19 protein-coding genes are annotated in these 22,468 nt (G+C 63.8%); 7 read left to right on the forward strand and 12 right to left on the reverse strand.

Going from position 1 to position 22,468, the window contains the following annotated elements:
- Positions 1–87 precede the first annotated feature (87 nt).
- From JN280_RS28170 to JN280_RS28185, 4 genes are all read right to left on the reverse strand, one after another.
- Entirely contained in the window at positions 88–1,341 is a 1,254-nt protein-coding gene (locus JN280_RS28170) for a L,D-transpeptidase family protein (RefSeq protein WP_202307214.1), read from the reverse strand.
- A gap of 316 nt (positions 1,342–1,657) precedes the next feature.
- Positions 1,658–2,173, reverse strand: a complete 516-nt coding sequence (gene ldtR / locus JN280_RS28175) for a transcriptional regulator LdtR (RefSeq protein WP_202307217.1) — start codon at positions 2,171–2,173, stop codon at positions 1,658–1,660.
- A gap of 310 nt (positions 2,174–2,483) precedes the next feature.
- On the reverse strand, positions 2,484–2,912 hold the full coding sequence (locus tag JN280_RS28180; RefSeq protein ID WP_202307221.1) for a DUF6163 family protein: 429 nt from the start codon (positions 2,910–2,912) through the stop codon (positions 2,484–2,486).
- A 103-nt stretch (positions 2,913–3,015) separates the two neighbouring features.
- Positions 3,016–4,053: an enoyl-CoA hydratase/isomerase family protein gene (locus tag JN280_RS28185; RefSeq protein ID WP_202307223.1), complete on the reverse strand. Its 1,038-nt coding sequence runs from the start codon at positions 4,051–4,053 to the stop codon at positions 3,016–3,018.
- A gap of 427 nt (positions 4,054–4,480) precedes the next feature.
- On the opposite strand from JN280_RS28185, the gene hemB reads away from it, so the two are divergent.
- The 6 genes from hemB to JN280_RS28215 all read left to right on the forward strand — a co-directional run bounded on the left by hemB (position 4,481) and on the right by JN280_RS28215 (position 8,616).
- Positions 4,481–5,512: a porphobilinogen synthase gene (gene hemB, locus JN280_RS28190; protein ID WP_202307225.1), complete on the forward strand. Its 1,032-nt coding sequence runs from the start codon at positions 4,481–4,483 to the stop codon at positions 5,510–5,512.
- A gap of 25 nt (positions 5,513–5,537) precedes the next feature.
- Positions 5,538–5,891: a DUF423 domain-containing protein gene (locus JN280_RS28195; RefSeq protein WP_244742181.1), complete on the forward strand. Its 354-nt coding sequence runs from the start codon at positions 5,538–5,540 to the stop codon at positions 5,889–5,891.
- A gap of 89 nt (positions 5,892–5,980) precedes the next feature.
- Positions 5,981–6,220, forward strand: a complete 240-nt coding sequence (locus tag JN280_RS28200; RefSeq protein ID WP_202307228.1) for a DUF2188 domain-containing protein — start codon at positions 5,981–5,983, stop codon at positions 6,218–6,220.
- Positions 6,221–6,320: 100 nt separating this feature from the next.
- Positions 6,321–6,791 (forward strand): RDD family protein, encoded by a 471-nt coding sequence (locus JN280_RS28205; protein ID WP_202307229.1) that lies wholly within the window; start codon positions 6,321–6,323, stop codon positions 6,789–6,791.
- 116 nt (positions 6,792–6,907) lie between these two features.
- A complete protein-coding gene (locus tag JN280_RS28210; protein ID WP_202307230.1) occupies positions 6,908–7,663 on the forward strand; it encodes an arginyltransferase in 756 nt (251 codons plus the stop codon).
- A gap of 56 nt (positions 7,664–7,719) precedes the next feature.
- Positions 7,720–8,616: a DMT family transporter gene (locus JN280_RS28215; RefSeq protein ID WP_202307231.1), complete on the forward strand. Its 897-nt coding sequence runs from the start codon at positions 7,720–7,722 to the stop codon at positions 8,614–8,616.
- A 32-nt stretch (positions 8,617–8,648) separates the two neighbouring features.
- Here JN280_RS28215 and JN280_RS28220 read toward each other — a convergent pair whose 3' ends face one another.
- Together JN280_RS28220 and JN280_RS28225 are read right to left on the reverse strand one after the other, a co-directional pair.
- A complete protein-coding gene (locus tag JN280_RS28220; RefSeq protein ID WP_202307232.1) occupies positions 8,649–9,344 on the reverse strand; it encodes an SDR family NAD(P)-dependent oxidoreductase in 696 nt (231 codons plus the stop codon).
- A gap of 125 nt (positions 9,345–9,469) precedes the next feature.
- Entirely contained in the window at positions 9,470–10,645 is a 1,176-nt protein-coding gene (locus JN280_RS28225) for an AI-2E family transporter (protein ID WP_202315081.1), read from the reverse strand.
- Positions 10,646–11,200: 555 nt separating this feature from the next.
- Here JN280_RS28225 and JN280_RS39605 point away from each other — a divergent pair.
- Entirely contained in the window at positions 11,201–13,861 is a 2,661-nt protein-coding gene (locus tag JN280_RS39605; protein WP_274609039.1) for a calcium-binding protein, read from the forward strand.
- A gap of 187 nt (positions 13,862–14,048) precedes the next feature.
- Here JN280_RS39605 and JN280_RS28250 read toward each other — a convergent pair whose 3' ends face one another.
- From JN280_RS28250 to parC, 6 genes are all read right to left on the reverse strand, one after another.
- Positions 14,049–17,189 (reverse strand): efflux RND transporter permease subunit, encoded by a 3,141-nt coding sequence (locus tag JN280_RS28250; RefSeq protein ID WP_202307233.1) that lies wholly within the window; start codon positions 17,187–17,189, stop codon positions 14,049–14,051.
- Positions 17,186–18,412: an efflux RND transporter periplasmic adaptor subunit gene (locus JN280_RS28255; protein WP_202307234.1), complete on the reverse strand. Its 1,227-nt coding sequence runs from the start codon at positions 18,410–18,412 to the stop codon at positions 17,186–17,188. The genes JN280_RS28250 and JN280_RS28255 overlap by 4 nt, the downstream gene beginning before the upstream one ends.
- Positions 18,413–18,437: 25 nt before the next feature.
- Positions 18,438–19,148 carry a TetR/AcrR family transcriptional regulator gene (locus tag JN280_RS28260; protein WP_202307235.1) on the reverse strand — a complete coding sequence of 237 codons (711 nt, stop codon included), beginning with the start codon at positions 19,146–19,148 and terminating at the stop codon, positions 18,438–18,440.
- 188 nt (positions 19,149–19,336) lie between these two features.
- The gene (locus tag JN280_RS28265) at positions 19,337–19,603 is read right to left on the reverse strand and encodes a hypothetical protein (RefSeq protein WP_202307236.1); all 267 of its coding nucleotides are present in this window, start codon (positions 19,601–19,603) and stop codon (positions 19,337–19,339) included.
- 11 nt (positions 19,604–19,614) lie between these two features.
- Positions 19,615–19,941 carry an ArsR/SmtB family transcription factor gene (locus JN280_RS28270; protein WP_202307238.1) on the reverse strand — a complete coding sequence of 109 codons (327 nt, stop codon included), beginning with the start codon at positions 19,939–19,941 and terminating at the stop codon, positions 19,615–19,617.
- Positions 19,942–20,111: 170 nt separating this feature from the next.
- On the reverse strand, positions 20,112–22,364 hold the full coding sequence (parC, locus tag JN280_RS28275) for a DNA topoisomerase IV subunit A (protein ID WP_202307240.1): 2,253 nt from the start codon (positions 22,362–22,364) through the stop codon (positions 20,112–20,114).
- Between the last annotated feature and the right edge of the window lie 104 nt (positions 22,365–22,468).

Below are 22,468 nucleotides of genomic sequence, written 5' to 3' on the forward strand. Positions count from 1 at the left end.
GCTGGCCGGATCGGCTGCCTGAAACGCAAGAGGCCGCCCCGAAGGACGGCCCCTGTTCTTGTTCGCGGGCTTGTGCCGCTCGGCCGCTCAGAGAGCGGAGATCTGCAACTCGTCGACCCCGTCGCGGCCATAGATGTCGTCGCGGAAATGGACAACACCGTCGCCGGTCGACCAGGCCGAGACATAGGTGAAGTAGACGGGCACCGGATCGGAGATCGCCACCGGGACGCTCTCGCCGCTCTTGATCGTCTGTTCGAAGTGCTGCCGGCTCCAGCCGGGCGTGTCGCGCAGCAGCCAGGTGACGAGGTCGCGCACGTTCTGCACCCGCACGCAGCCGGAAGAATCGAAGCGCATCAGCTTGGAAAAGAGACTCTGCTGCGGCGTGTCGTGCATGTAGGTGGCATGCGGGTTCGGGAAGTTGATCTTCACCGAAGCCATGGCATTGCCGGCGCCCGGATCCTGTCGGAAGCGGAACTTGGCCGCATCCTCCGTCGACCAGTCGATGGTCGCCGGATCGATCTCGTTGCCGTCCGGCCCGAGGATGCGGATGCTGTTCTTGGTCAGATATTGCGGATCCTTGCGCATCAGCGGAATGATGTCCTTGCGGACGATCGATTCCGGCGCATTCCAGTAAGGATTGACGATGATCTCGTTGATCTTCGAATTCAGGATCGGCGTCTGGCGGTCGATCTTGCCGACGATCGCCGTGTGGCGCAACACCACGCGGCCGTTCTCGACCGCCTCGATCTGGGCGGCCGGGATGTTGACCATGACGTAGCGGTTGCCCAGTTCGCCCGACATGCTGCGCAGGCGCACGAGGTTGGTCTCAAGCTGGCCGAGCCGCACCGGAGCAGAAACATTCATCGCCGCATAGGTGTATTTGCCAAGCACGCCGTCGGCAGGCAGGCCGTGGCGGGCCTGGAAGCGCTTCACGGCCGCGTCGACATAAGTGTCGAAGGACTGGCTGATGCCGGCGCGAGTCGACAGGTCGCCCGAGATCATCAGGCGCTTGCGCAGGATCTCGACGTCCGGATCGACGACGCCGAGCTTCAGCTTCTTGGAGGCGGGAACGGTCGGCCAGCCGCCCTGCGCGACGATGTTGGAATACTGGCCGATCGCCTGTTCGATATAGAAAACTGTCTCGGGGCTGAAGATGGGCAGGTGGGAGGCCACCTTGCCACCGCTCTGGCTCACGCTGGCGTCGAACTGGTCGTTCCAGTTGCCGCGGCGCGGCGAGCTCAGGATATCGCCGATAACGTCCTGGGCATTGGCTGCGCCCGTCAGCACCGTGGCGGCGACTGCGCCGGCGCCGGCGAGGAAGAAACGGCGATTTGCTCTCATGAACATTCCAGACATACTGTTTCGGTTCTCAGCGCATTCCCTCGGGTAGGCCGGCAACACTACCGGCCCTGCCTTAACAATTCGCCAACCCTATGGCGAGCCATCGAGATCGGCTCTAGCGGGAATACCCCTCCCCGGCTCCGACATCGCCGCCATGGACAAAGGCGGCATCGTCTTCCCCTACCCATCCGAATATGGCGGCAACGTGGCCGGCGCCACACACAACAAAGTGAAAGCCCGAATTGAGAGCGGGCGCCGTGGATGAGGCGCCCGCTCTCAATATCCGTACGGCCAGCGGAACATCGCGTCCCCGCTCTCACATCCGGTATGCAATCGTGTCGTTCCAGAACCGGTCGAGGCGCTGCAGCGCACGGTTCATCTGACTGAACTCTTCCGCATTTATGCCGCCGACCTGTTCGATCGAGCCTATGTGGCGCTCGTAGAGCTTGGCCACGACCTCGGCGACTTCCTGACCCTTACCGGTCAGGCTCACACGGACCGACCGGCGATCGATACGCGAGCGCTGGTGGTTGATAAAGCCGAGATCGACCAGCTTCTTCAGATTGTAGGAGACGTTCGACCCCAGATAGTAGCCACGCGAGCGCAGTTCGCCGGCCGTGAGCTCCGAGTTGCCGATGTTGAACAGCAGCAGTGCCTGGATCGCATTGATGTCGCTGCGGCCGTTGCGGTCGAATTCGTCCTTGATCACGTCAAGAAGACGACGATGCAATCTTTCAACAAGCTGCAGGGATTCCATGTATAGGGAACGGATCGCATCGCGACGTTCGTCGATAGCAACAGCGGGTTTCGCCGCTTGGCGCGTATTGATCATTGTTCGAGCCTCTCGTTTGTCGCCATGGTGATTTTTTTAGTTTCTCACCTTGATCGCGACCCTATCGAATACACATAAAATTCGACTTAAACGTCAGGCTTAACAAGGCCTTACATTTGGGTGAGCGACTCGGAGGCTTAACGAACGGTCACCCGAAACGAGAAAATTAACCGTACCCTATCGGCCCGAATATCGGCCTCGTTTTCGGAAAGCGCGACGCGCGGTTTCAAAGTGATGGAGCGTCCCTTGCGCGTCCAATGGAGGGCAAGGCCCGAGTTGTCGGGCAGAATCCTGCGTGCTTCGTCGGGAGTTACTGGTGGGCTCGCGGTCGTTTCTGCAGGAAGATGACGACCCTGAAGGCCGTATAGATCAAAGCGACGCAGAGATGCGAGATCGGGATCACGGGGCGGTTCCCGTAGAGGTCGGGAAAGCCGACATACATCACCGTCTCTATTGCGGCGCAAAGGAACCAGATCACGGGGCCCCAGGAAGCGAGCATCCAAAGCCCGATCGCGGCAAAGGGAAACAGCACGGCAAGCGTCACGCCGGCCACCTGCCAATGCACCGGCATCAGATCGAAGCGCCAGAGTTGGCCGTCGTAGAAGCCTATCAGCCGGATCCAGTAGAGCACGCCGAACAGCAGGCAGTATCCGGCGATCACGCGCTGGAACCAGGCGAAGGCCGTTTCGGTCAGCGTCTGCTGGGGAAGCCGTTGGGGCGGTTCCAGGCCTGCCTGCATGGCGCTCACGCTCGACAGACCCCACCCCGCTTGTCACTGGACGCCCGGCTGTAGGCCATCTCGGCGAGTACGCCGTCCGCGGGGCGACGGAAGAGCGAGTTGCTCACAGATCGAGTTCCCCGTCCGGCAACGGTGCGAAATAAGCGTCGATCTCAGCCCTGTCGACCGCTTCGAGCGTCGCGGGCCGCCACACCGGCGCCCCGTCCTTGTCGACGATCACGGCGCGAATGCCCTCGTAGAAGTCGTGCCCGGCAAGCATACGGTTGAGGATGCGGAACTCCATGCGCATGCACTCCTCCATGTCGAGCATGGCACCGGCCTTGATCTGCAGGAAAGCAACGTTCAGGCTGGTTGGGGACCGCTTCAACAGTGTGTCGAGCGTCTTGGCGGCGAACGTATCCGTCGGCCCGGCCTGCTCAAGGCTGGCGATCAGACCGGCGAGATCGCCTTGCATGAAATGTCGGCTGATGGCGTGAAGCGTCGCTTCGTCGGTCTCGCCGACTGGCGCTTCACTACAGGCCCCCAATGCGGCAACGCCTTCCGTGCACAGCGCGTCGACAAGTGCGGGCAGCGCAGCACCCGGCACGGCGTGGGTGGCGAGCCCGCAACCCAGCGCGTCGCCATGGCGGATGCGGTTGCCGGTAAGCGCCAGGTACATGCCGAAACTGTCCTTCAGCCGCGGCAGCAGGTAGCTGCCGCCAACGTCGGGGAAGAAGCCTATACCGACCTCGGGCATGGCGAACAGGGCGTTCTCCGTCAGCACCCGATGCGAGCCATGGAAGGATATGCCGACGCCGCCGCCCATGACAATGCCGTCGATCAGCGCGATATAGGGCTTGCCGAAGCCGCGGATGCGGGCATTGAGCCGGTACTCGTCCGCGAAGAAGCCCACCTGCGGCTTTCCCGCCCGGCCCGATTCGTAGACGTCGAGCAGGTCGCCGCCCGCGCAGAAGGCCCTGCCCTCGCCCTTGAGGACGACCAGGGCGACCGCAGGATCGACCTCCCAGGCATCCAGCGCCTTCGCCAGCGCCAGCACCATTCGATGGTTGAGCGCATTCAGCGCCTTCGGGCGGGTGAGGGTCACGACTCCTGCCTTGCCGATCCGTTCGAAACGGATGTCGTCGCCGCCACCAAAATCCATGCGCAAGAATCCAGACAGTTGAACAGGTCAGAAGTGCTAAGCGCGCCGCCCGGCATCGTCAATGCCGCAGGTGATCGCGTCCCTTCCCGGCCCTGCCAAACCGGCCTGCCTGAAAATGCACACCCCTCCGCTGTAAGCGTCAGCTGGTCCTCGACATGAAAGTGGGGCTTGAGCAGCGGCGTCGCGCCGCTATGCCAGGCAGCGCACGGCCCTCGTCGTCCAGCCAGTAGGTCCATCTCTGTCGTGCCGCAGATACGCTCACGTTCCGGTTCGTCCTTGCTTCAAGCATCCCCGGCAAGAGACGCCATCGAGCAGCGAGCCCGCAAGGCATTTGGTGTCCGCCCCGGGCAGGGCGATCTGACACAGGCGGGCGCATTGGTCATGTCCGAGCGCCATGCTAGAAATCACCCATTCTGGAGACTGCCCGATGAACAAGCTCACTCCCGCAAAGGCCGCAGGAAATCGCAGTGTCGACGATATCACCGGGAGCCGTCGTCTGCGCCGCATGCGCAAGGCGGACTGGTCGCGGCGCCTCGTCCAGGAGAATCGCCTGACGGTGGACGACCTGATCTGGCCAATCTTCGTGGTCGACGGAAGGGACCGCCGCGAACCCGTGGCGGCCATGCCCGGCGTGTTCCGGATGAGCCTCGACCAGGCCGTGAAGGAGGCCGAACAGGCGGCGAAGCTCGGCATTCCGGCGATCGCGACCTTCCCCAATGTCGAGCTTTCCCTGCGCGACGAGACCGGCTCGCATATCCTCGACCCCGACAACATCATCAACCGGGCCACGCGGGCGATCAAGGAAGCAGTGCCCGAGATCGGCGTCATCACCGATGCGGCCCTCGACCCCTTCACCAGCCACGGGCATGACGGCATCCTGCGCGACGGCATCATCGTCAATGACGAGACGGTCGAGCAGGTCGCCGCGGCTGCCGTGCTGCAGGCAGCCGCCGGCGCCGACATCATCGCGCCTTCGGACATGATGGACGGCCGGATCGGCGCGATCCGCGACGCGCTCGACGCCAACGGCTTCCAGGACGTCGCGATCATGTCCTACGCCACGAAGTTTGCGTCTGCCTTCTACGGACCCTATCGCGACGCGATCGGCACTGCCGGGCTGCTCAAGGGCGACAAGAAGACCTACTACATCGATCACGCCAATTCCGACGAGGCCGTGCGCGAAGCGGAGCAGGATCTCGCCGAGGGCGCCGACATGCTGATGGTCAAGCCCGGCCTGCCCTATCTCGACATCATCCGCCGCCTGAAGGACGAATTCCAGATGCCGACCTTCGCCTACCAGGTGTCCGGCGAATACGCGATGATCAAGGCCGCGGCGGCGAATGGCTGGATCGATGGCGAGAAGGCGATGCTTGAATCGTTGCTTGCGTTCAAGCGGGCGGGCTGCGACGGCATCCTTACCTATTTCGCTCCCGAGGTGGCCCGGATGCTGAAGCCATAGCGACGTCATGGCCGGGAGAGCCATCATGGCCGACCGTGTCCTTGTCGTCTTCGGGGGCCTCTGCGGCGCGACCGGCGTGGCGCTTTCGGCCGTTGCAACGCATGCGGGCGGCGCAAATGTCGGCACTGCGGCGTCTTTCCTGCTCATGCATGCGCCGGCATTCCTCGCCCTTGGGCTTGCCGCGCGCGGCCAGGCACTGCGCCTGGCCGGACTGGCGCTGCTGCTGGGCGTCCTGACCTTCTGCGGCGACCTTCTGATGCGCGACTATGCCGGCGCCCGGCTCTTCCCCATGGCGGCACCGGCCGGCGGCGTGCTGATGATCTTCGGCTGGCTGGCGGTCGCGGCCTCCGCTCTCGCGGCACGCCGCACCGGAGACTGACCTCGCCCGCTCCCCTTGCCCGCGCCCCCTTGAAGGAACGGTTCCTCTTCTTAGCTTGCCATTCAGGGGCTGCATTCAAGGAGGAGCCGGTGGTTCATGTTACCTATCATATCGTCGAGCATGACGGAGGCTGGGCCTACAAGCTGGACGGCGCGTTTTCCGAGACGTTCCGGACCCATGAAGAAGCACTGAAGGCAGCGCAGCGCGCCGCCGGCGAGCAACACGTGTCCGGCAAGACGACGGGCATCGTCTATCAGGACGGCAACGGCGAATGGCATGAAGAAGTATCGCGCGGCGACGACCGGCCTCAAGCCGACGTGGACGGCTGACCCGCCGGATATCGCCCGAGGCGCAAATCTTGAATTTCTTCGCCAAATTCCCATCTCCTGATGGGCGTCGACGGTTGCGTGGCGCTCCATGAGGAAAGTTATGAATACCCGGGTTCTCGACGGCGAAATCATCTCCACAAGGCTCGACGATGCGCGCGCCTATGACGGCGTGCGCACCAGGCGCATCATGGCCTTCCTCATCGACTATCTGATCATCGGCCTGCTGCTGATCCCCTTCGGCGTATTGGTTTTCCTGCTCGGCCTTTTGACCTTCGGTCTTGGCTGGTCGCTGTTCGGCGTTCTCGCGCCGGCCGTGGCGCTGCTTTACGTATGGTGCACGCTCGGAGGCCGCAACCAGGCGACGACCGGGATGCGGATCATGAGGATCCGGCTCGACAGGCTCGATGGCCGACCCGTCGACGGCCTGCTGGCGGTCGTCCATACCGTGCTCTTCTGGGCGGGCAATGTGGTGCTTACCCCGCTCGTCCTTCTGGTCTCGCTTTTTGCCGACCGAAAGCGCACGCTGCACGACCTCCTTCTCGGTACCGTGGTCACCCGCGACGACCGTTGAGAAGGCGGCCCCCGCGATTGTGAAGGCGTGGTAGATCCCGGCGGCTTCATTCTCCTGTTGAAATTTTCGCAGGCGCGGCCAAGGTAGAATGATTCGTGGGATCCACGCCGAAGCCGATGACGCAGCACCCGACCCAGTCGCCGCAGTTCTTCCTGACCGCGCCCTCCCCGTGCCCCTATATCGAGGGCCAGTTCGAGCGAAAGGTGTTCACGCATCTGGTCGGCGACAAGGCTCCCGAGATGAACGATCTGCTTACCCAGGGCGGCTTCCGGCGGTCTCAGAACATCGCCTACCGCCCCGCCTGCGAAGCCTGCCGGGCCTGCATCTCGGTGCGCATCCTCGCCGGCGAGTTCCGGCCGACGAAGAACATGAAACGCGTGCTGCACCGCAATGCGGATCTCGTCGGCGCCATGCACGACGCGGAACCCTCCACCGAGCAGTACTCCCTCTTCCGCTCCTATCTGGACGCCCGCCACCGCCGGGGCGGCATGTCCGACATGACCGTGCTCGACTATGCGATGATGGTCGAGGATACCCATGTCGACACCAAGGTGATCGAATATCGCCGTCGCGGACCGGACAGCTTCATTACCGGCAAGGGCGAGGGCGAACTGATCGCCGTGGCGCTGACCGACAGGATGGCCGACGGGCTGTCGATGGTCTATTCCTACTACAACCCAGACATGGAGGAGCGGTCTCTCGGCACCTTCATGATCCTCGACCACATCGCCCGCGCAAAGGCGGCAGGGCTGCCCCATGTCTATCTCGGCTACTGGGTCAACGGCTCGCGCAAGATGAGCTATAAGGTCCGGTTCCAGCCGCAGGAACATCTCGGCCCCAAGGGCTGGGACAGGTATGCCGGGCAACCCTGACGTCTCACACGCCGGCCCGTCCAACGCTGCCGTCGCCCTCCTGACGGGAGCCTTCCTTGTCCAGCCGATCCGACCACTCCAAGGGCCTGCTGCTCACCGCCATCGGCGGTCTGGTGCTGACGATCGACATCCCGCTGATCCGGCTGTCGCATGGCGAGGCGTGGTCGATCCTGATGCTGCGCGCGGGCACTACCTTCGTCGCGGCGCTCGTCATCTGGGCAGTGTGGCGGTCGATCACGCCGAAGGCCCCGCAGCTCATTCCAGGCCGGACGGGGCTTGCGGTGGCGGTGCTCTACGGCCTTGCCTCGATCACATTCATCACCGCCGTCTATAACACCTCGACCGCCAACCTGGTGTTCATGCTGGTCTTCAACACCATATTCTCGGCGTTGTTGTCCTGGATCTTCCTTAAGGAACGGCCACGCCCGGCGACCCTGATCGCCATGGCGGCGATGATCGTCGGGGTCCTCGTCATCGTGAGCGATTCGATCGGCAGCGGGAATCTCTTCGGCGACCTCGTGGCGCTCCTCTCGTCGCTGCTGCTCGCCGCCGCGATCACGACCAGCCGCGCGAGCGGCAAGGACATGGGCTTCACCGCGCTGGTCGGCGTTCTGCTACCTCTTCTGGTCGCCCTCTTCTTCGTCGCCAGGACGGGATACCGCATCGACGCTCCCTGGTGGATCATCTTCAACGGGGCCGTGGTGATGCCGATCTCCTTCTTCTGCCTCGCCAATGGGCCGAAATATCTCTCGGGGCCGGAGGTGTCGATGTTCTACCTGCTGGAAACGGTGCTGGCGCCGGTGTGGGTGTGGATGATCTTCGCCGAGACCCCGTCGCGCAACAGCCTGATCGGCGGGACGATCCTCATCACCGCTCTCGTGTGCCATTCGCTGTGGCAAGTGGCGCAGGGCCGCCGGCGCAGGGCCACATTCGCGGCGCGCCATGCGGCCTGAAGCGCCGGATCCCGTGCCGACGGCTCCTGCCGTCAGGACAGGCCCACGACCGGTACGAGCGCGCCGTGAATTGCGGAAGCACCGTCGGAGCAGAGGAAAGCGATGACGGCGGCGAGTTGCTCGGGCTTGACCCACCGCGCCGGGTCGGCGTTGGGCATGGCGCTGCGGTTCTCGGGCGTGTCGATAATACTCGGCAGCACGCAATTGACATTGATGCCGCGGCCGCGCAGCTCGCTCGACATCGATTCCGTCAGCCGCATCACCGCGCTCTTCGAAGCGGCATAGGCGCCCATATTCGCACCGCCCCTGGTCGCGCCGTTCGCGCCTATGGTGACGATCTTGCCGGCCCGCCGCGCGATCATGCCGGGAATGGCGGGGCTCACCGTGTTCACCATGGTCGACACGTTGAGCTTCATCATGATCTCCCAGTCGGCCGGCGCCGTCTCGTGCACCGCCTCGCCTGCATGGAATCCCCCCGCGATGGCGCAGATCGCGTCGATGCGTCCACATCTCCGCTCCGCCTCGGCGACCATGCGCGATGCGGCCTCCCTGTCCGTCAGGTCCGCGGCCAGCTTCAGGTGACGCGACGGCAGCCCGGGATAGGCGGCGTCGAGCGTTTCGTTCCGCGATCCGACCAGTACAAGCCGCGCCCCGCCGGCTTCGAACAGTCGCGCCACAGCCCTACCGAGATTACCCGTCGCGCCCGATATCAGAACCGTCTTTTCCATGACACGACCCCGTCAAAGAATGGACCTTGCCCTTTGTGGCATGACGCAGGGACGGTTTCCACCAGCCGTTCGCGCAACGAACAACCAGTCGTCATGCCGTTGTCAGGCAAGCGGGATATAAGCGATCAGCCGGCCTGGACCTTCTTCAACTGGGAGGCGTCTCCGCCAGGCTCGACCACCACGGCGGCCGCGGGATCGGTCGGCGGCAAGGCTTGCGCCGCGGCCTCGGTCATCTCGACCTCGTGAAGCCATTCGCGCCAGATCGCGACGAGAAGCGCCATGAGCACCGGCCCGATGAAAAGGCCAAGGAAGCCCATCGTCTTCACGCCGCCGATCAGCCCGAAGAAAGTCGGCAGGAAGGGAAGTTTGATCGGTCCTCCGACCAGCCTCGGCCGGATCGTCTTGTCGACGATGAAGAGTTCGAGCGACCCCCAGGCAAACAGCGCCAGGCCGGCGATCCAAGATCCGCTGGCGACGAGATAGATCGAGACCAGCGACATGGACAGCGGCGCGCCGCCCGGGATCAGGGCCATGAGGCCCGTGAGCACGCCAAGCGTCACCGGCGACGGCACGCCGGCGATCCAGTAGGCGACGCCGAGCACGATGCCCTCGCCGATGGCAATCAGCGTCTGGCCGGTCACCGTCGAGCTGATCGTCGCCGGCACCACCCGCGAGATCCGCTCCCAGCGCATCGGGAGGATGCGCTCGCCTAGCCGGTCGACCTTGGCCGAAAAGGCCTCGCCGTCACGATAGGTGAAGAAGAGCGCGATCAGCATGAAGAGCAGCGTCAGCAGCAGGTTGAAGGCGCCACCTCCGGCCGCCACCACGGCGCGGTATATGCTGCCTATGTTGTCGCCGCTGACGAGCTGGATCAGTTGGCCGATCGCGCCGGGGTGGCCGATATGGCGCGTCCATTGTTCGTCGAGCCAATCGCCGACGATGGGCAGCACCGTGATCCAGTGCGGCGTGGCGGCGCCGATCTTGTTGGCTTCGACGGCCCAACTTACCCATTCACGAACTTCCGTCACGGCGTAGCTGCCGGCGACGACGATCGGCACGACGAGGAAACTGACGATCAGCATGATGGCGATGGCCGCCGCGAGGGTGCGGTTGCCGTGTACGCTATCAAGCAGCCGGCGATAGAGCGGCCAACTCGCGAAGGTGATCACCAGGGCCGCAAGCACCGGAACCAGGAAACCGTGGAAGAAATAGATGCCCGCGGCGATGATCAGCAGCAGCAGCCATCGTGCCGCCGACAAAGGCGGCAGCACCGCCGCCCGAGGCGGCGCCGAAGGGCCCATCAGGCGCGGCGCGCCGGTCGGCTTGCGTGGACTCGACAGGTTCAAATACGCTTACTCCAACCGGAAGCGGTCCGGATGCCCGTGCCCTGGTCGAGATAATCCCAGCCTCGGCCGTCGCATTGTGCAGCATTCCCGTCCATATGCCAAATCGCTTCGGCAGATTGATGACGACCGCGGCGCCGCGATCGGTTGCCGCTGCGTCATCCGCCACGCAGCGGTCACTGCAGAGGAATCTTCGCAAGATCGAACTGCGTGTGATTGCCATGCGATACGACCTATGCGATAGGTTCGTTGCCCCCATCAGACGACTCGTGCTCGCGGGTCAAAGACCAATCTGCTTGGCAAGGCGAAAGGAGAGCATTCCCGGCAAGTTCCGCAGCGGAGCAACTGCGATCTCCCGCTGCCGGGAATTCGGCAAGCCCGAACGCATTGAGCGTTTGCGCAGGCGACCCGTAAAACCAGCATAACTCATCCCGAGAAAATCTCAGGCGCACCTGCATGACGTCGTCGACGTCTCGCGGCTTGCGGGCTGTTCAACTTCTGCGAGATCAAGACATGGCGATAATCGACGGTGATAGTGGAAACAATCCTCTCAATGGAACCAATTCTGGCGACACGATCGACGGAAAGGCCGGCAACGACATTATCAACGGCTTCGGCGGCAACGACACGCTGATCGGCGGCGACGGCAGCGATATCTTCGCCTACACGACGCGTGAATTCGATAATGACACGATCACCGACTTCCAGCGGGGCGTCGATAGAATCGATCTTTCGGCCCTGAACATTGCCGATTTCGAGACGCTGAAGCGCTTCATCAGCTCCGATTCGCTCGGCAATGCGGTCATTACCTTTGCTTTCTACGGTAGCACCGAATCCATCACGCTTCGCGGGATCAACCAGGCATGGCTGACAGGCGGCAACTTCATCTTCAATAGCAGTACGGCCGCACGCACGGTTGAGGGTACCAACTATCGGGACGTGCTGTTCGGGGGCAACGGCAACGATACGCTCAATGGTTACAGCGGCAACGACACGCTGAGCGGTGGCGCAGGCAATGACCAGCTCCACGGTCAAGAAGGCGACGACACGTTGATCGGCGGCGCAGGCAATGACGTCTATCTCTATGCCGCACGCGACTTCGACCGGGATACGATCGAAGGCTTCAGCCTCACCGCCAATACCGACAAAATAGACCTCACGGCACTGAACGTCGCCGACTTTACGACGCTGAAGCGTTTCATCAGCTCCGATTCGCTCGGTAACGCGGTCATTTCGCTCGGCTTCTACGGCAACGCCGAGTCTATTACGCTCAAAGGTGTAGCCGCGTCGCAGCTCAGCGCTGCCAATTTCATCTTCAACAGCAGCTCGACCGCCCTTAGCGTCGAAGGCACCTCCTACCGCGACGTCCTGTTCGGCGGTAACGGCAACGACGCGCTAACCGGCTATAGCGGCAATGACGTTCTCAGCGGCGGCGGCGGCAACGACCAATTGCTCGGCATGGACGGGGACGACACATTGATCGGTGGCGCCGGCAATGACGTCTATCTCTACACCGCCCGCGATTTCGACCGTGACACGATCGAAGGGTTCAGCACGGCGAGTGACAAGATCGACCTGTCGGCCTTGTGGGTCGCCGACTTCACCACGCTCTCCCGTTTCATCACCAACGACGCGTCTGGCAACGCTGTCATCACACTCGGCTTCTACGGCAATACCGAGTCCATAACGCTGAAGGGAGTCTCGAGGGCCCAGCTCAGCGCCGCCAGCTTCATTTTCAACACGAATTCCGCCGGTCTCACCGTCGAAGGCACCGGCTATCGTGACGTGCTGTTCGGCGGCAACGGCACCGATACGCTGACCGGCTACAGCGGCGACGACACGCTGGCCTCTGGCAACGGCAACGACCGCCTCATCGGTCTGAGCGGAAACGACACGCTGATCGGGGGCTTCGGAGCAGACCGCATGGAAGGTGGTACGGGCAACGACATTTATTACGTCGACAATGTCGGAGACCAGGTCATCGAAGCAGCCGAAAGCGGTACTGACACCGTCCTCGCCACCCTCAGCTATGCGCTTGCTGCCGGCCAGCACGTCGAAACCCTGGCTACCACTTCCATGGCCGGGGCAGCAGCGATCAACCTGAGCGGGAACGAATTCGCCCAACGCATCTCGGGTAATGCAGGCCGGAACTACCTGAATGGCGGCGGAGGGAACGATACGCTGATTGGCGGTGCGGGTATCGATACACTGAACGGCGGCACCGGCAACGACACCCTCTATGTCGACAATGCCGGCGACATTATCGTCGAAGTCGCCGGGGGCGGCACCGACACCGCTCTCGCCAGCGTCAGCTATACGCTTGCCGCTGGGCGGCACATCGAACTCCTGGCCACCACCTCCATCGCCGGGACGGTGGCCATCAACCTTACCGGGAACGAGCTAGCCCAACGCATCAACGGCAACAACGGCGTCAATGTTCTCAACGGCGGCAGTGGCAACGACACACTCTACGGCTTCAATGGCAACGACACGCTGAACGGCGGCATCGGCATCGACGTGCTGGCGGGCGGCTATGGCAATGACCGGCTCTATGTCGACAGCTCGGCCGACAGAGTAGTCGAAACCTATGGTCAGGGTACTGACTCCGTCTTTGCCTCGGTTCACTACACGCTCGCTGCCGGGCAAAGTGTCGAGATCGTCGCCACGACGTCCGTCGCCGGCACCGGGACCATCAACCTCGCCGGCAACGAGCTCGCCCAGCAGGTCATCGGCAACAATGGTGTCAACCGGCTCTACGGCAATGGCGGCAACGATACGCTGAACGGCAATGGCGGCAACGATGTGCTTTTCGGCGGCGTGGGAAACGACAGGCTGACGGGCGGCGCGGGTAGCGACTACTTCGTATTCAACACCGCGCTCAGTTCCTGGAGCAATGTCGACCGCATCACCGACTTCAACGTCGCGGCCGACACGATCCAGCTCGACAATGCCGTCATGGCGGCGCTCGGCGGTACAGGCACACTGTCGGCGGCAAAGTTCTGGAAGAGCACGGCCGGCGTCGCCCATGACGCCGACGACCGCATCATCTACGACATCGACACCGGCAGGCTGTTCTACGACGCCGACGGCAGCGGATCCAAATACTACGGTGTCCACTTCGCCACGCTGGCCCCGAACCTGGCCCTCACCAACTACGATTTCCAGGTGATCTGATACCCTGCGGACCGGGCCAGTATAGGCCCGGTCCGCGGCGCCGCACTGGAGCGCCGCGCGTCCATTCGGACACGTAATACGACCCGGCAGGTTCTCACGATATTCTCGCCAACGCCAAAGCCGTCCGGTCTCGCACCGGGCGGCTTTGTCGTTGCAGAGACTGCGTCCTGGAAGTCGGGACGGGCGCCTATTCCGCAGCGACCGGCAACCCTGTCGGGCGCTGCAGCGAGTGCACGGTCGCGCCCTGGCCATGGTCGTCGCCCGGCTCATCCTTGGCGTTCGGCCTCACCAGCCAGTGGAACAGCCGCGCGGTACCGAGCGCCGCGTCGTCCATGATCGTGTAGAAGGACGGCACGAAGACCAGCGACAGGAAGGTCGAGACCAGCAGACCACCGACCACGGCCACCGCCATCGGGGCGCGAAACTCGCCGCCGTCGCCGAGAGCCAGGGCGGCCGGGATCATGCCCGCCGACATGGCGATCGTGGTCATCACGATCGGTCGTGCCCGCTTGCGGCCGGCATCGACGATCGCCTCGCTGCGCGAAATGCCCTGCTTGACCTCCTCAACCGCGAAATCGACCAGCATGATCGCATTCTTGGTGACGATGCCCATGAGCATCAGGATACCGATGACCACGGGCATGGAGACGGCCGAATTGGTGAGCCAAAGGCCGGCGACCACACCGCCGATGGCGAGGGGAAGGGAACCCAGGATCGTGAAGGAGTGAAAGACCGAGCCGAAAAGCAGGATGAGCACGGCGAGCACGAGCATCAGTCCCGTGACCATGGCCATGGCAAAGCCGGAAAAGACCTCGCCCATCACTTCCGCGTCGCCGGTCTCCTGGATGCGCACGCCATCGGGCAGGCTCTTGACCTCCGGCAGTCCCCAGACGATGTCGAGCCCTGTGCCGATCTCCTGGCCGGCGGCCATGTCGGCGCCGATCACGACGCGGCGCTCCCGATTGAAGCGCTGGATCGAAGACGGCCCCTGGCCGAACCGGATCCCGGCGATCGAGGACAGCGGCACCATCGTGCCCGACGCGGTCGGCACCGGCAGGGTGCTTACCACGGAAAGATCGTGGCGGGCCTTCTCGTCGAGCTGCACGCGGATCGGGATCTGGCGGTCGCCGACCGTGAACTTCGCCAGATTCGCGTCGACATCGCCAATCGTTGCGACGCGCAGTGTCTCGGAAAGCTTTGCCGTCGAGATGCCGAGTTCCGCCATCCGATCGAAATCGGGCACCACGATGATTTCAGGCCGGTCGAGCGCGGCGTTGGAAGTCACCGCGCGGAATTTGCCGGTCGCGGTCATGGCGCTCTGGATTTTCCGCGCGGCCTCGTCGAGCTTGGCGCCGTCAGTCCCCATCACGCCCAGTGCCAGCGCGCGCTCGCCCCGGTCGTTGACGAAGTATGCGCGCAGATCCGGCACAACCTCCAGCTTCTTCAGCAGGATCTCCTCGATCTCGGCCTGGGTGACATCGCGCTCGGACTTGTGCCGGAGGTCGGCCACGACCGTGGCGCGGCGCGGCTCCAGCGTCCCTGTCGGGTTCGATCCGCCGATTACATAGACGTTCTCGACTTCGGGAACGGTGCGCATCAGCCGCGTCACCTCGTCGGTCGTCGCGCGCGTGTCTTCGAGCCGGCTGCCGGGCGGCAGTTCGAGCGAGAAGACGATGCGGCTCGCGTCCTCCTTGGGGATGAACCCCGAGGGCAGGAAGCCGATCGCGTAGATGGAGCCGGCGAAGAAGGCGATACCGGCGGCGAGCGTCAGCCAGCGATAGCGCAAGGTAGCCCTGAGCAGCCTGACATAACCGCGCATGACGAGACCCGGCCTGGGTTCGTCATGGCCGTGGCCGCGCAGGAAATAGGCGGCCAGCATCGGCGTGATCAACCGGGCCACAAGCAGCGAGAAGAACACCGCCACGGCGACGGTGAGGCCGAACTGCTTGAAGTACTGACCCGCAATGCCGCTCATGAAGCTGACCGGCGCGAACACCGCAATGATGGTCGCTGAGATGGCGATGACCGCCAGGCCGATCTCGTCCGCCGCCTCCAGCGAGGCGCGGTAGGGGGATTTGCCCATCTTCACGTGGCGCACGATGTTCTCGATCTCGACGATCGCATCGTCGACGAGGATACCGACCACCAGGGTGATGCCGAGCAGGCTGACGAGGTTGAGCGAGAAGCCCAGCAGGTCAAGCGCCCAGAAGGCCGGTATGATGGAAAGCGGCAAGGCAGTCGCCGCAACCAGTGTCGCGCGCCAGTCCCGGAGGAAGATGAACACGACGATGACCGAAAGGATGGCGCCTTCGATCAGAGTCTCCATGGCCGAGTCGTAATTGCCTTCGGTATAGGCAACGGAGTCGTCGACTTTGGTTATCGTGACGTCGGGATGGGCCTTCTCCAGTTGCGCGATCGCAGCCGAGACGCGTTCGCTCACGTCGACGTCGCTCTCGCCCTTGCCGCGGAAGATGCCGAAGGAAACGACCGTCTGGTTGTTGACGCGAGCGAAGGATTTCGGTTCCGCCCAGCTGTCGGTCACCGTCGCAATGTCGGAAAGCCTGGCCTTGCGGCCGCCCGACAGCGGAATCTCGAGCTTCTCGAGATCGGCGACGGTCCTGGCGCCGCCGAGCGTGCGGATCGACTGGTCGCGCTCGTTGAACTTGCTGTTGCCGCCGGTCATGTCGACATTGGCCGCGCGCAAGGCGGCGTTGACGTTCCAGGCCGTCAGGCCGAGCGCATTCAGCCGGTCGGGATCGATCTCGACCTTGATCTCGCGCGTCACGCCACCATAGCGGTCCACCCGGGCCACACCCTTCAGGCCCTGCAGCTTGCGGATCACCGTGTCGTCGACGAACCAGGACAGTTCCTCAATGGTCATGGCCGGTGCCGATACCGCATAGGTGAGGATCGCCTGGCCCTCGACATCGACCCGGTTGACAACGGGGGCGTCCGATGTGGCCGGCAAGTCGGAGCGGATGCGCTCGATCGCATCCTTGACGTCATTGACCGCGGTCTGCGTCTCTACATCGAGGCGGAACTCGACCAGCGTCTGGGAATTGCCCTCGGTAATGGTCGAGGTGACATTCTTAACGCCGGAGATGTTGGCGACGGCGTCCTCCACGCGTTTGGTCACCTGCGTCTCGAGCTCGCTCGGCGCGACGCCGGGATCGGTCACCGTCACCGCGACCAGCGGGAAGTCGATGTTGGGAAAGCGCGTGACCGGCAGGCTGGCGAAGCTCATCAGGCCGAGCGCCGTCAGCACGATGAAGAGCAGGATCGGCGGGATCGGATTGCGAATCGACCAGGCGGAGAAATTCCAGCTCATGGCTTGATCGCCCCCGTCTGGTCGTCACGCGCGGTCGCGACGTCGTCCCGCACCGGGGTCACCATGTCGCCGTCGGCGACGAAAGTTCCGGCACGCGCCACCACCTCCTGGCCTTCGGCAAGGCCTGACCGTATCTCCGCGAAAGAGCCCGTGCGCGCGCCGACCGTCACCGGCACGGTCTTGACCTTGCCGTTCTCCACGAGTTGCAGGAAAGCGTCGGCGCCCTGGTAGACGAGGGCGGACGCCGGAACGGCGACGCCTTCGCGACGCAGCACCTCGATCTCGCCGCGCGCGAAATTGCCCCCGCGCGCGCCGCAGCCGGGCGCCAACGCGATGCGGATGGAGCCGAGACGGGAGGCCTGGTCGACCTCCGGCGCGATCCTGCGAATGCTGCCTTCAACCACCTCCGTCGAACCGGCGAGCGCAACTTCCACCGGCATCTCGACCGCGAGCCTGGGCAGCACCGTCTCCGCGACATCCGCCGACAGCTCGAACTCGCCGTCGATGGCGATACGGAAAAGCGGACCGCCGGCGGCCGAGACGATACCGCCCAGCGTGGCGTTGCGCGACAGGACAAGACCGTCGGCGGGCGCCCTCACCTCGGTCTTGTCGATCTGCACGAGCACGTTCTCCTTCTGCGCGTCGATGACGCCGATCTGGGCCTCGGCCGCGGCCAGCGCCTTTTCAGCCGAAACGCGCTTGGCCTTTGCGCTGTCGTAGGCGTTGACTGCGTCGTCGAGTTGGGCCTGCGCGGCGACACCCTTCTTCTGCAGCGCTCTCGCCCGCTCCAGTGCCTCGCCCGCCTGGCGGACGCCGATCTCGGCATCGCCGATCTGGGCTTGCGCCTGGGCGACGCTAGCTTCCGCCTGGACCCTGCTCGCCTCCATCTGGGCAAGCTGGGTGTCGAGCAGTGAACGGTCGAGCACGGCCAGGACGTCGCCTTTCCTGACCTTGTCGCCCTCGTCGGCATTGAGCCGCACGACCGTCAGCCCACCGAGATCAGTGCCGGCCGCCGCCTCCTCGCGGGCAATCACTGTGCCTGTGACGGACAGCGTCTCGACCAATTCTCGCTTGCGAGCGACGGCAACACGGATCGCCGGCGGGGCCTGAACGGCCGGCACCGGCTGCTGCGCGGCCGAGACCGGCGGCGGCATGAAGACCACGGAAACACCAGCCAGAAGCAGGCCGGCGAAAGGCATGACCAGTTTATTCTTTGCGGACATCGGTCTACTCGCGAAAACGGGTGTATCAGGCAGTCTGGGCAGTAATGTCGGTCGCAGGCCTGGTCGGGCGCAGAACCGCTTCCGCGATGGTGCGGAAGACCTTCTCCAGGCGGTCGGCATCGAAGCCCATGGCAAGAAGGTCGTTGAGCATGAGCCCCTCGCCGATCGACATGAGCGTCGCCATCAGCGTTGCGAGATCGGTGACCGGATCGATCTCGCCTCTTTCGATCGCAGCGCCGAGATAGGCCTGGAGCATGACCTGGGCCTGCCCCATATTCTCCATGCAGCAGCGCGCCACGGCGGGGTTGCGCATGGATTCGGCACGAATCTCCGCGAAGAGCGGGGCAAGCCCGCGTTCGTGGATGTGATGCATATGGGCCATCGCTACGGCGACGATCCCATCGACTGCCGAGGACATCCCGATCATGACCCCGAACAACTCGAGATCTTCGCGCCGATCCTGCTCGGTGATCGCCTCGATGATCGCCTCCTTGGAAGCGAAGTAGCGATAGAGCGCGCCGGGGCTCATCCCCGCCTCGGCACATATCTGCTGCATGGACGCGCCCTGGAAGCCGTGCCGCACGAAACAGGTCTTGGCTGCATCCATGATGCGCTGGATCTGCATGTCGCGCCGCTCGGCGCGCGAAGCGGCCTGCGGTTCACCGGGCGAAGCCACGTCTGGCTCGCCGGCATCGGCGACTGCTGGACCGCGATCGGCTGACGGGACTTCGTCCATAACGGCCTCATTGAGAGCGAATGTTCATTCTCAATTTATGCGAATGATCATTCGCAAGCAAGATATTGCACTGCAAAAACCCGATTCTGGCAAGCCACGATCGATCACGACTTCGTCAGAACGGCGCGGGCGGCGGCCCTTCGGGCACCACGTCCTCCCGGACACCTCTTCGCTGGACGTGCGGCGCTCTACGCAACCTCGCGCAGGAGTTTCTCGATCGAAGCGATCCTCGTCTTGATCTCCGAGATGTCGTCGGCCAGCCTATGCCCCGCCGCGGCAGCACTTGTGCTGGCCGCGGTCGCCTGCTCGGCAAGCTTCTTGTATTCGTCCTCGCGCGCCAGCTGCGCCCTGGCGCGCCATGTCGCCGACAGCTGGATGATGACGGTGACGATGATGATCGTTGCCAGGGTCAGCACCGCCGCCCCCATGATCATCCCGCTCTGCACATGGTCCATCGGCTATCCTTTCAGTCGATCTTCGTCGTTTCGTTGCTGAGGGTCGCAGCCGCCGCAGCAATCGCTTCGGGCGTAACCGCGATGTCGAATGCGGCCACCTCGAAGAAATTGAGCGCCTTGCCGTCGTCCGACAGTTCGAGCCGGCTGGTCACGAGCCCCGCCTCCTCCAGCCTGTTCAGGTGCATATGGAGCAGCGGGCGGCTAATGCCGACCTCACGCGCGAGCTGACTGACATAGTTGCGCCCGCCTCGCGCCAGTGCAGCGACGATGCGCAGCCTGTGCGGACTGGCGAGCGCGGCCAGTGCCGCGAGAAGACGGTCGCCGTCGGACGCTGTCATTTCGATCCTGTCTTTCATATGTCAATAATTTCTTACATATGAAAGACAGGATGTCAATCCTGCTGCGTTTTTTGTGGAATATGTCCCTCCGACATACGCGCGCCGACATCTTCCGAAGATCGCGGGCGACCACCGGTGAGTGCAAGAGATCGTTTGCGAGACTGGAGCCGCTATCCGAACTTGCCGGTTCTCGGGAAACCCTTGGGCACCATGCGCCCGGCCGAGGCGCGCGCACCGATCCACTCGGCGAGTTCCTCCCGGCCGCGGGTGAAGACACGCCCGGCGGAATCCTGCCAGGTGAGGCCCTCGCCCGTGTCGAAGGTCTTTATGTCGAGCACGCCGCCATCCTTGTATTTCTGGAGCCGCACGCCTTTGCCGCGCGTCATCTCCGGAATCTCGGAAAGCGGGAATACGAGCATCTTGCGGTTCTCGCCGACGATCGCGACATGGTCGCCGGAAACCGGCACGCAGCGCTGCGCCTCGTCGGGCGACTTCACGTTCATCACCTGCTTGCCTTTGCGGGTGTTGGCGACGACCTCCGCCTCCGGCACGAGGAAGCCGTTGCCGTCGTGGCTGACCAGAAGCAGCTTGCGCTGCGGGTCATGGACGAAGGCGGTGACGATGTCCTGGTCGTTGTCCATGTCGACGATGATGCGGATCGGTTCGCCATGGCCGCGACCGCCGGGCAGGCGATCCGCGCCGATCGTGTAGAACTTGCCGCCGGTGGTGAAGACGATGATCTTGTCTGTCGTCTGCGCCGGGAAGGCGAGCTTCAGCCCGTCACCTTCCTTGAAGGTGAATTGCGAATGATCAGTCAGGTGCCCCTTCATGGCGCGCAGCCAGCCCTTTTCCGAGACGACCACCGTCACCGGCTCCTTCTCGATCATCGCCTGCTGAATGTCCTCGATGTCGTGGTCCGGCGCATCGGCGAAGGTGGTGCGGCGCTTGCCGATCGCCGTCTCAGGCCCGAACTGGTCGCGAACCTTGCCGACCTCCCATTTGATCGTCTGCCATTGCCTGTCGTCCGATGCCAACAGCGCCTCGATCTGCTTCTTCTCCTCCGTCAGTCCATCGAACTCCTTGCGGATCTCGAACTCCTCGAGCTTGCGCAGGGCGCGCAGCCGCATGTTGAGGATGGCCTCGGCCTGCACGTCGGTAAGCGAGAAGCGGGCCATCATGACCTGCTTGGGCTCGTCCTCCTCGCGGATGATGCGGATCACCTCGTCGAGGTTGAGATAGGCGATGAGATAGCCGCCAAGGACCTCGAGGCGTCTTTCGATCTCTGCGAGCCTATGGCGCGAACGGCGTACCAGCACCTCCTTGCGATGCTCCAGCCATTCCCGGAGCACGCCGCTCAGCGAAAGCACGTTGGGCACCTTGCCGCGCGACAGCACGTTCATGTTGAGGGGAATGCGGCTCTCCAGTTCGGTGAGCTTGAACAGCGATTCCATCAGCAGGCCCGGATCGACCGTGCGGCTCTTGGGCACGAGCACGATGCGGATGTCTTCCGCGCTTTCATCGCGAATATCGTCGAGCAGAGGCAACTTGCGCGCGATGAGCAGTTCGGCTGTCTTTTCGATCAGCCGCGCCTTCTGCACGCCATAAGGGATCTCGGTCACCACGATGGTCCAGGTGCCTCGGCCCTGATCCTCCTGATGCCAGCGCGAACGGACACGGAAGCCGCCGCGACCGGTCTCGTAAGCCTCGCGGATCGAGGCCTGGTCGTCGACGATGATGCCGCCCGTCGGGAAATCCGGCCCCTGGACGAAATGCATCAGTTCGGGAACCGTCGCGTCGGGATGGTCGATGAGGTGAAGGGCGGCGTCGCACAGTTCGGCCGCGTTGTGCGGCGGGATCGACGTCGCCATGCCGACGGCGATGCCGGAGGAGCCGTTGGCGAGGAGGTTCGGGAAGGCGCCCGGCAGGACGACCGGTTCCTCGTCCTCCTCGTTATAGGTCGGGCGGAAATCGACCGCGTCCTCCGTGATGCCCTCGAGCAACGCGGTGGCGACGCCGGTCATGCGCGCTTCGGTGTAGCGCATTGCCGCTGCGTTATCGCCGTCGATATTGCCGAAATTGCCCTGTCCGTCGACCAGCGGATAGCGCACCGAGAAATCCTGGGCGAGGCGCACCAGCGCGTCATAGATGGACTGGTCGCCATGCGGGTGGAACTTGCCCATCACCTCGCCGACGATGCGGGCGCATTTCGCGAAGCCCTGGTCCGGGCTGAGGCGCAGCAGCCGCATCGCATGCATGATGCGCCGATGGACCGGCTTCAGCCCGTCGCGCACGTCGGGCAGCGCCCGGTGCATGATGGTCGAGAGCGCATAAGCGAGGTAGCGCTCTTCGAGCGCCTTCTTCAGATCGACCGGTTCGATATTGTCGTCATCGCCGGAATCCGGCGGAACTAGGCCTTTTCCCATGGGCCCGCACTAGCCGGGATGGCGATTCGCGGCAAGAGGCACCGGCGCTGCGGATTTGCCCTTGTATCCGATTCATCCCGAACCGCCACGTACAATACATTCCT

This window comes from Mesorhizobium sp. L-8-10 (assembly GCF_016756635.1).
GTDB lineage: Bacteria > Pseudomonadota > Alphaproteobacteria > Rhizobiales > Rhizobiaceae.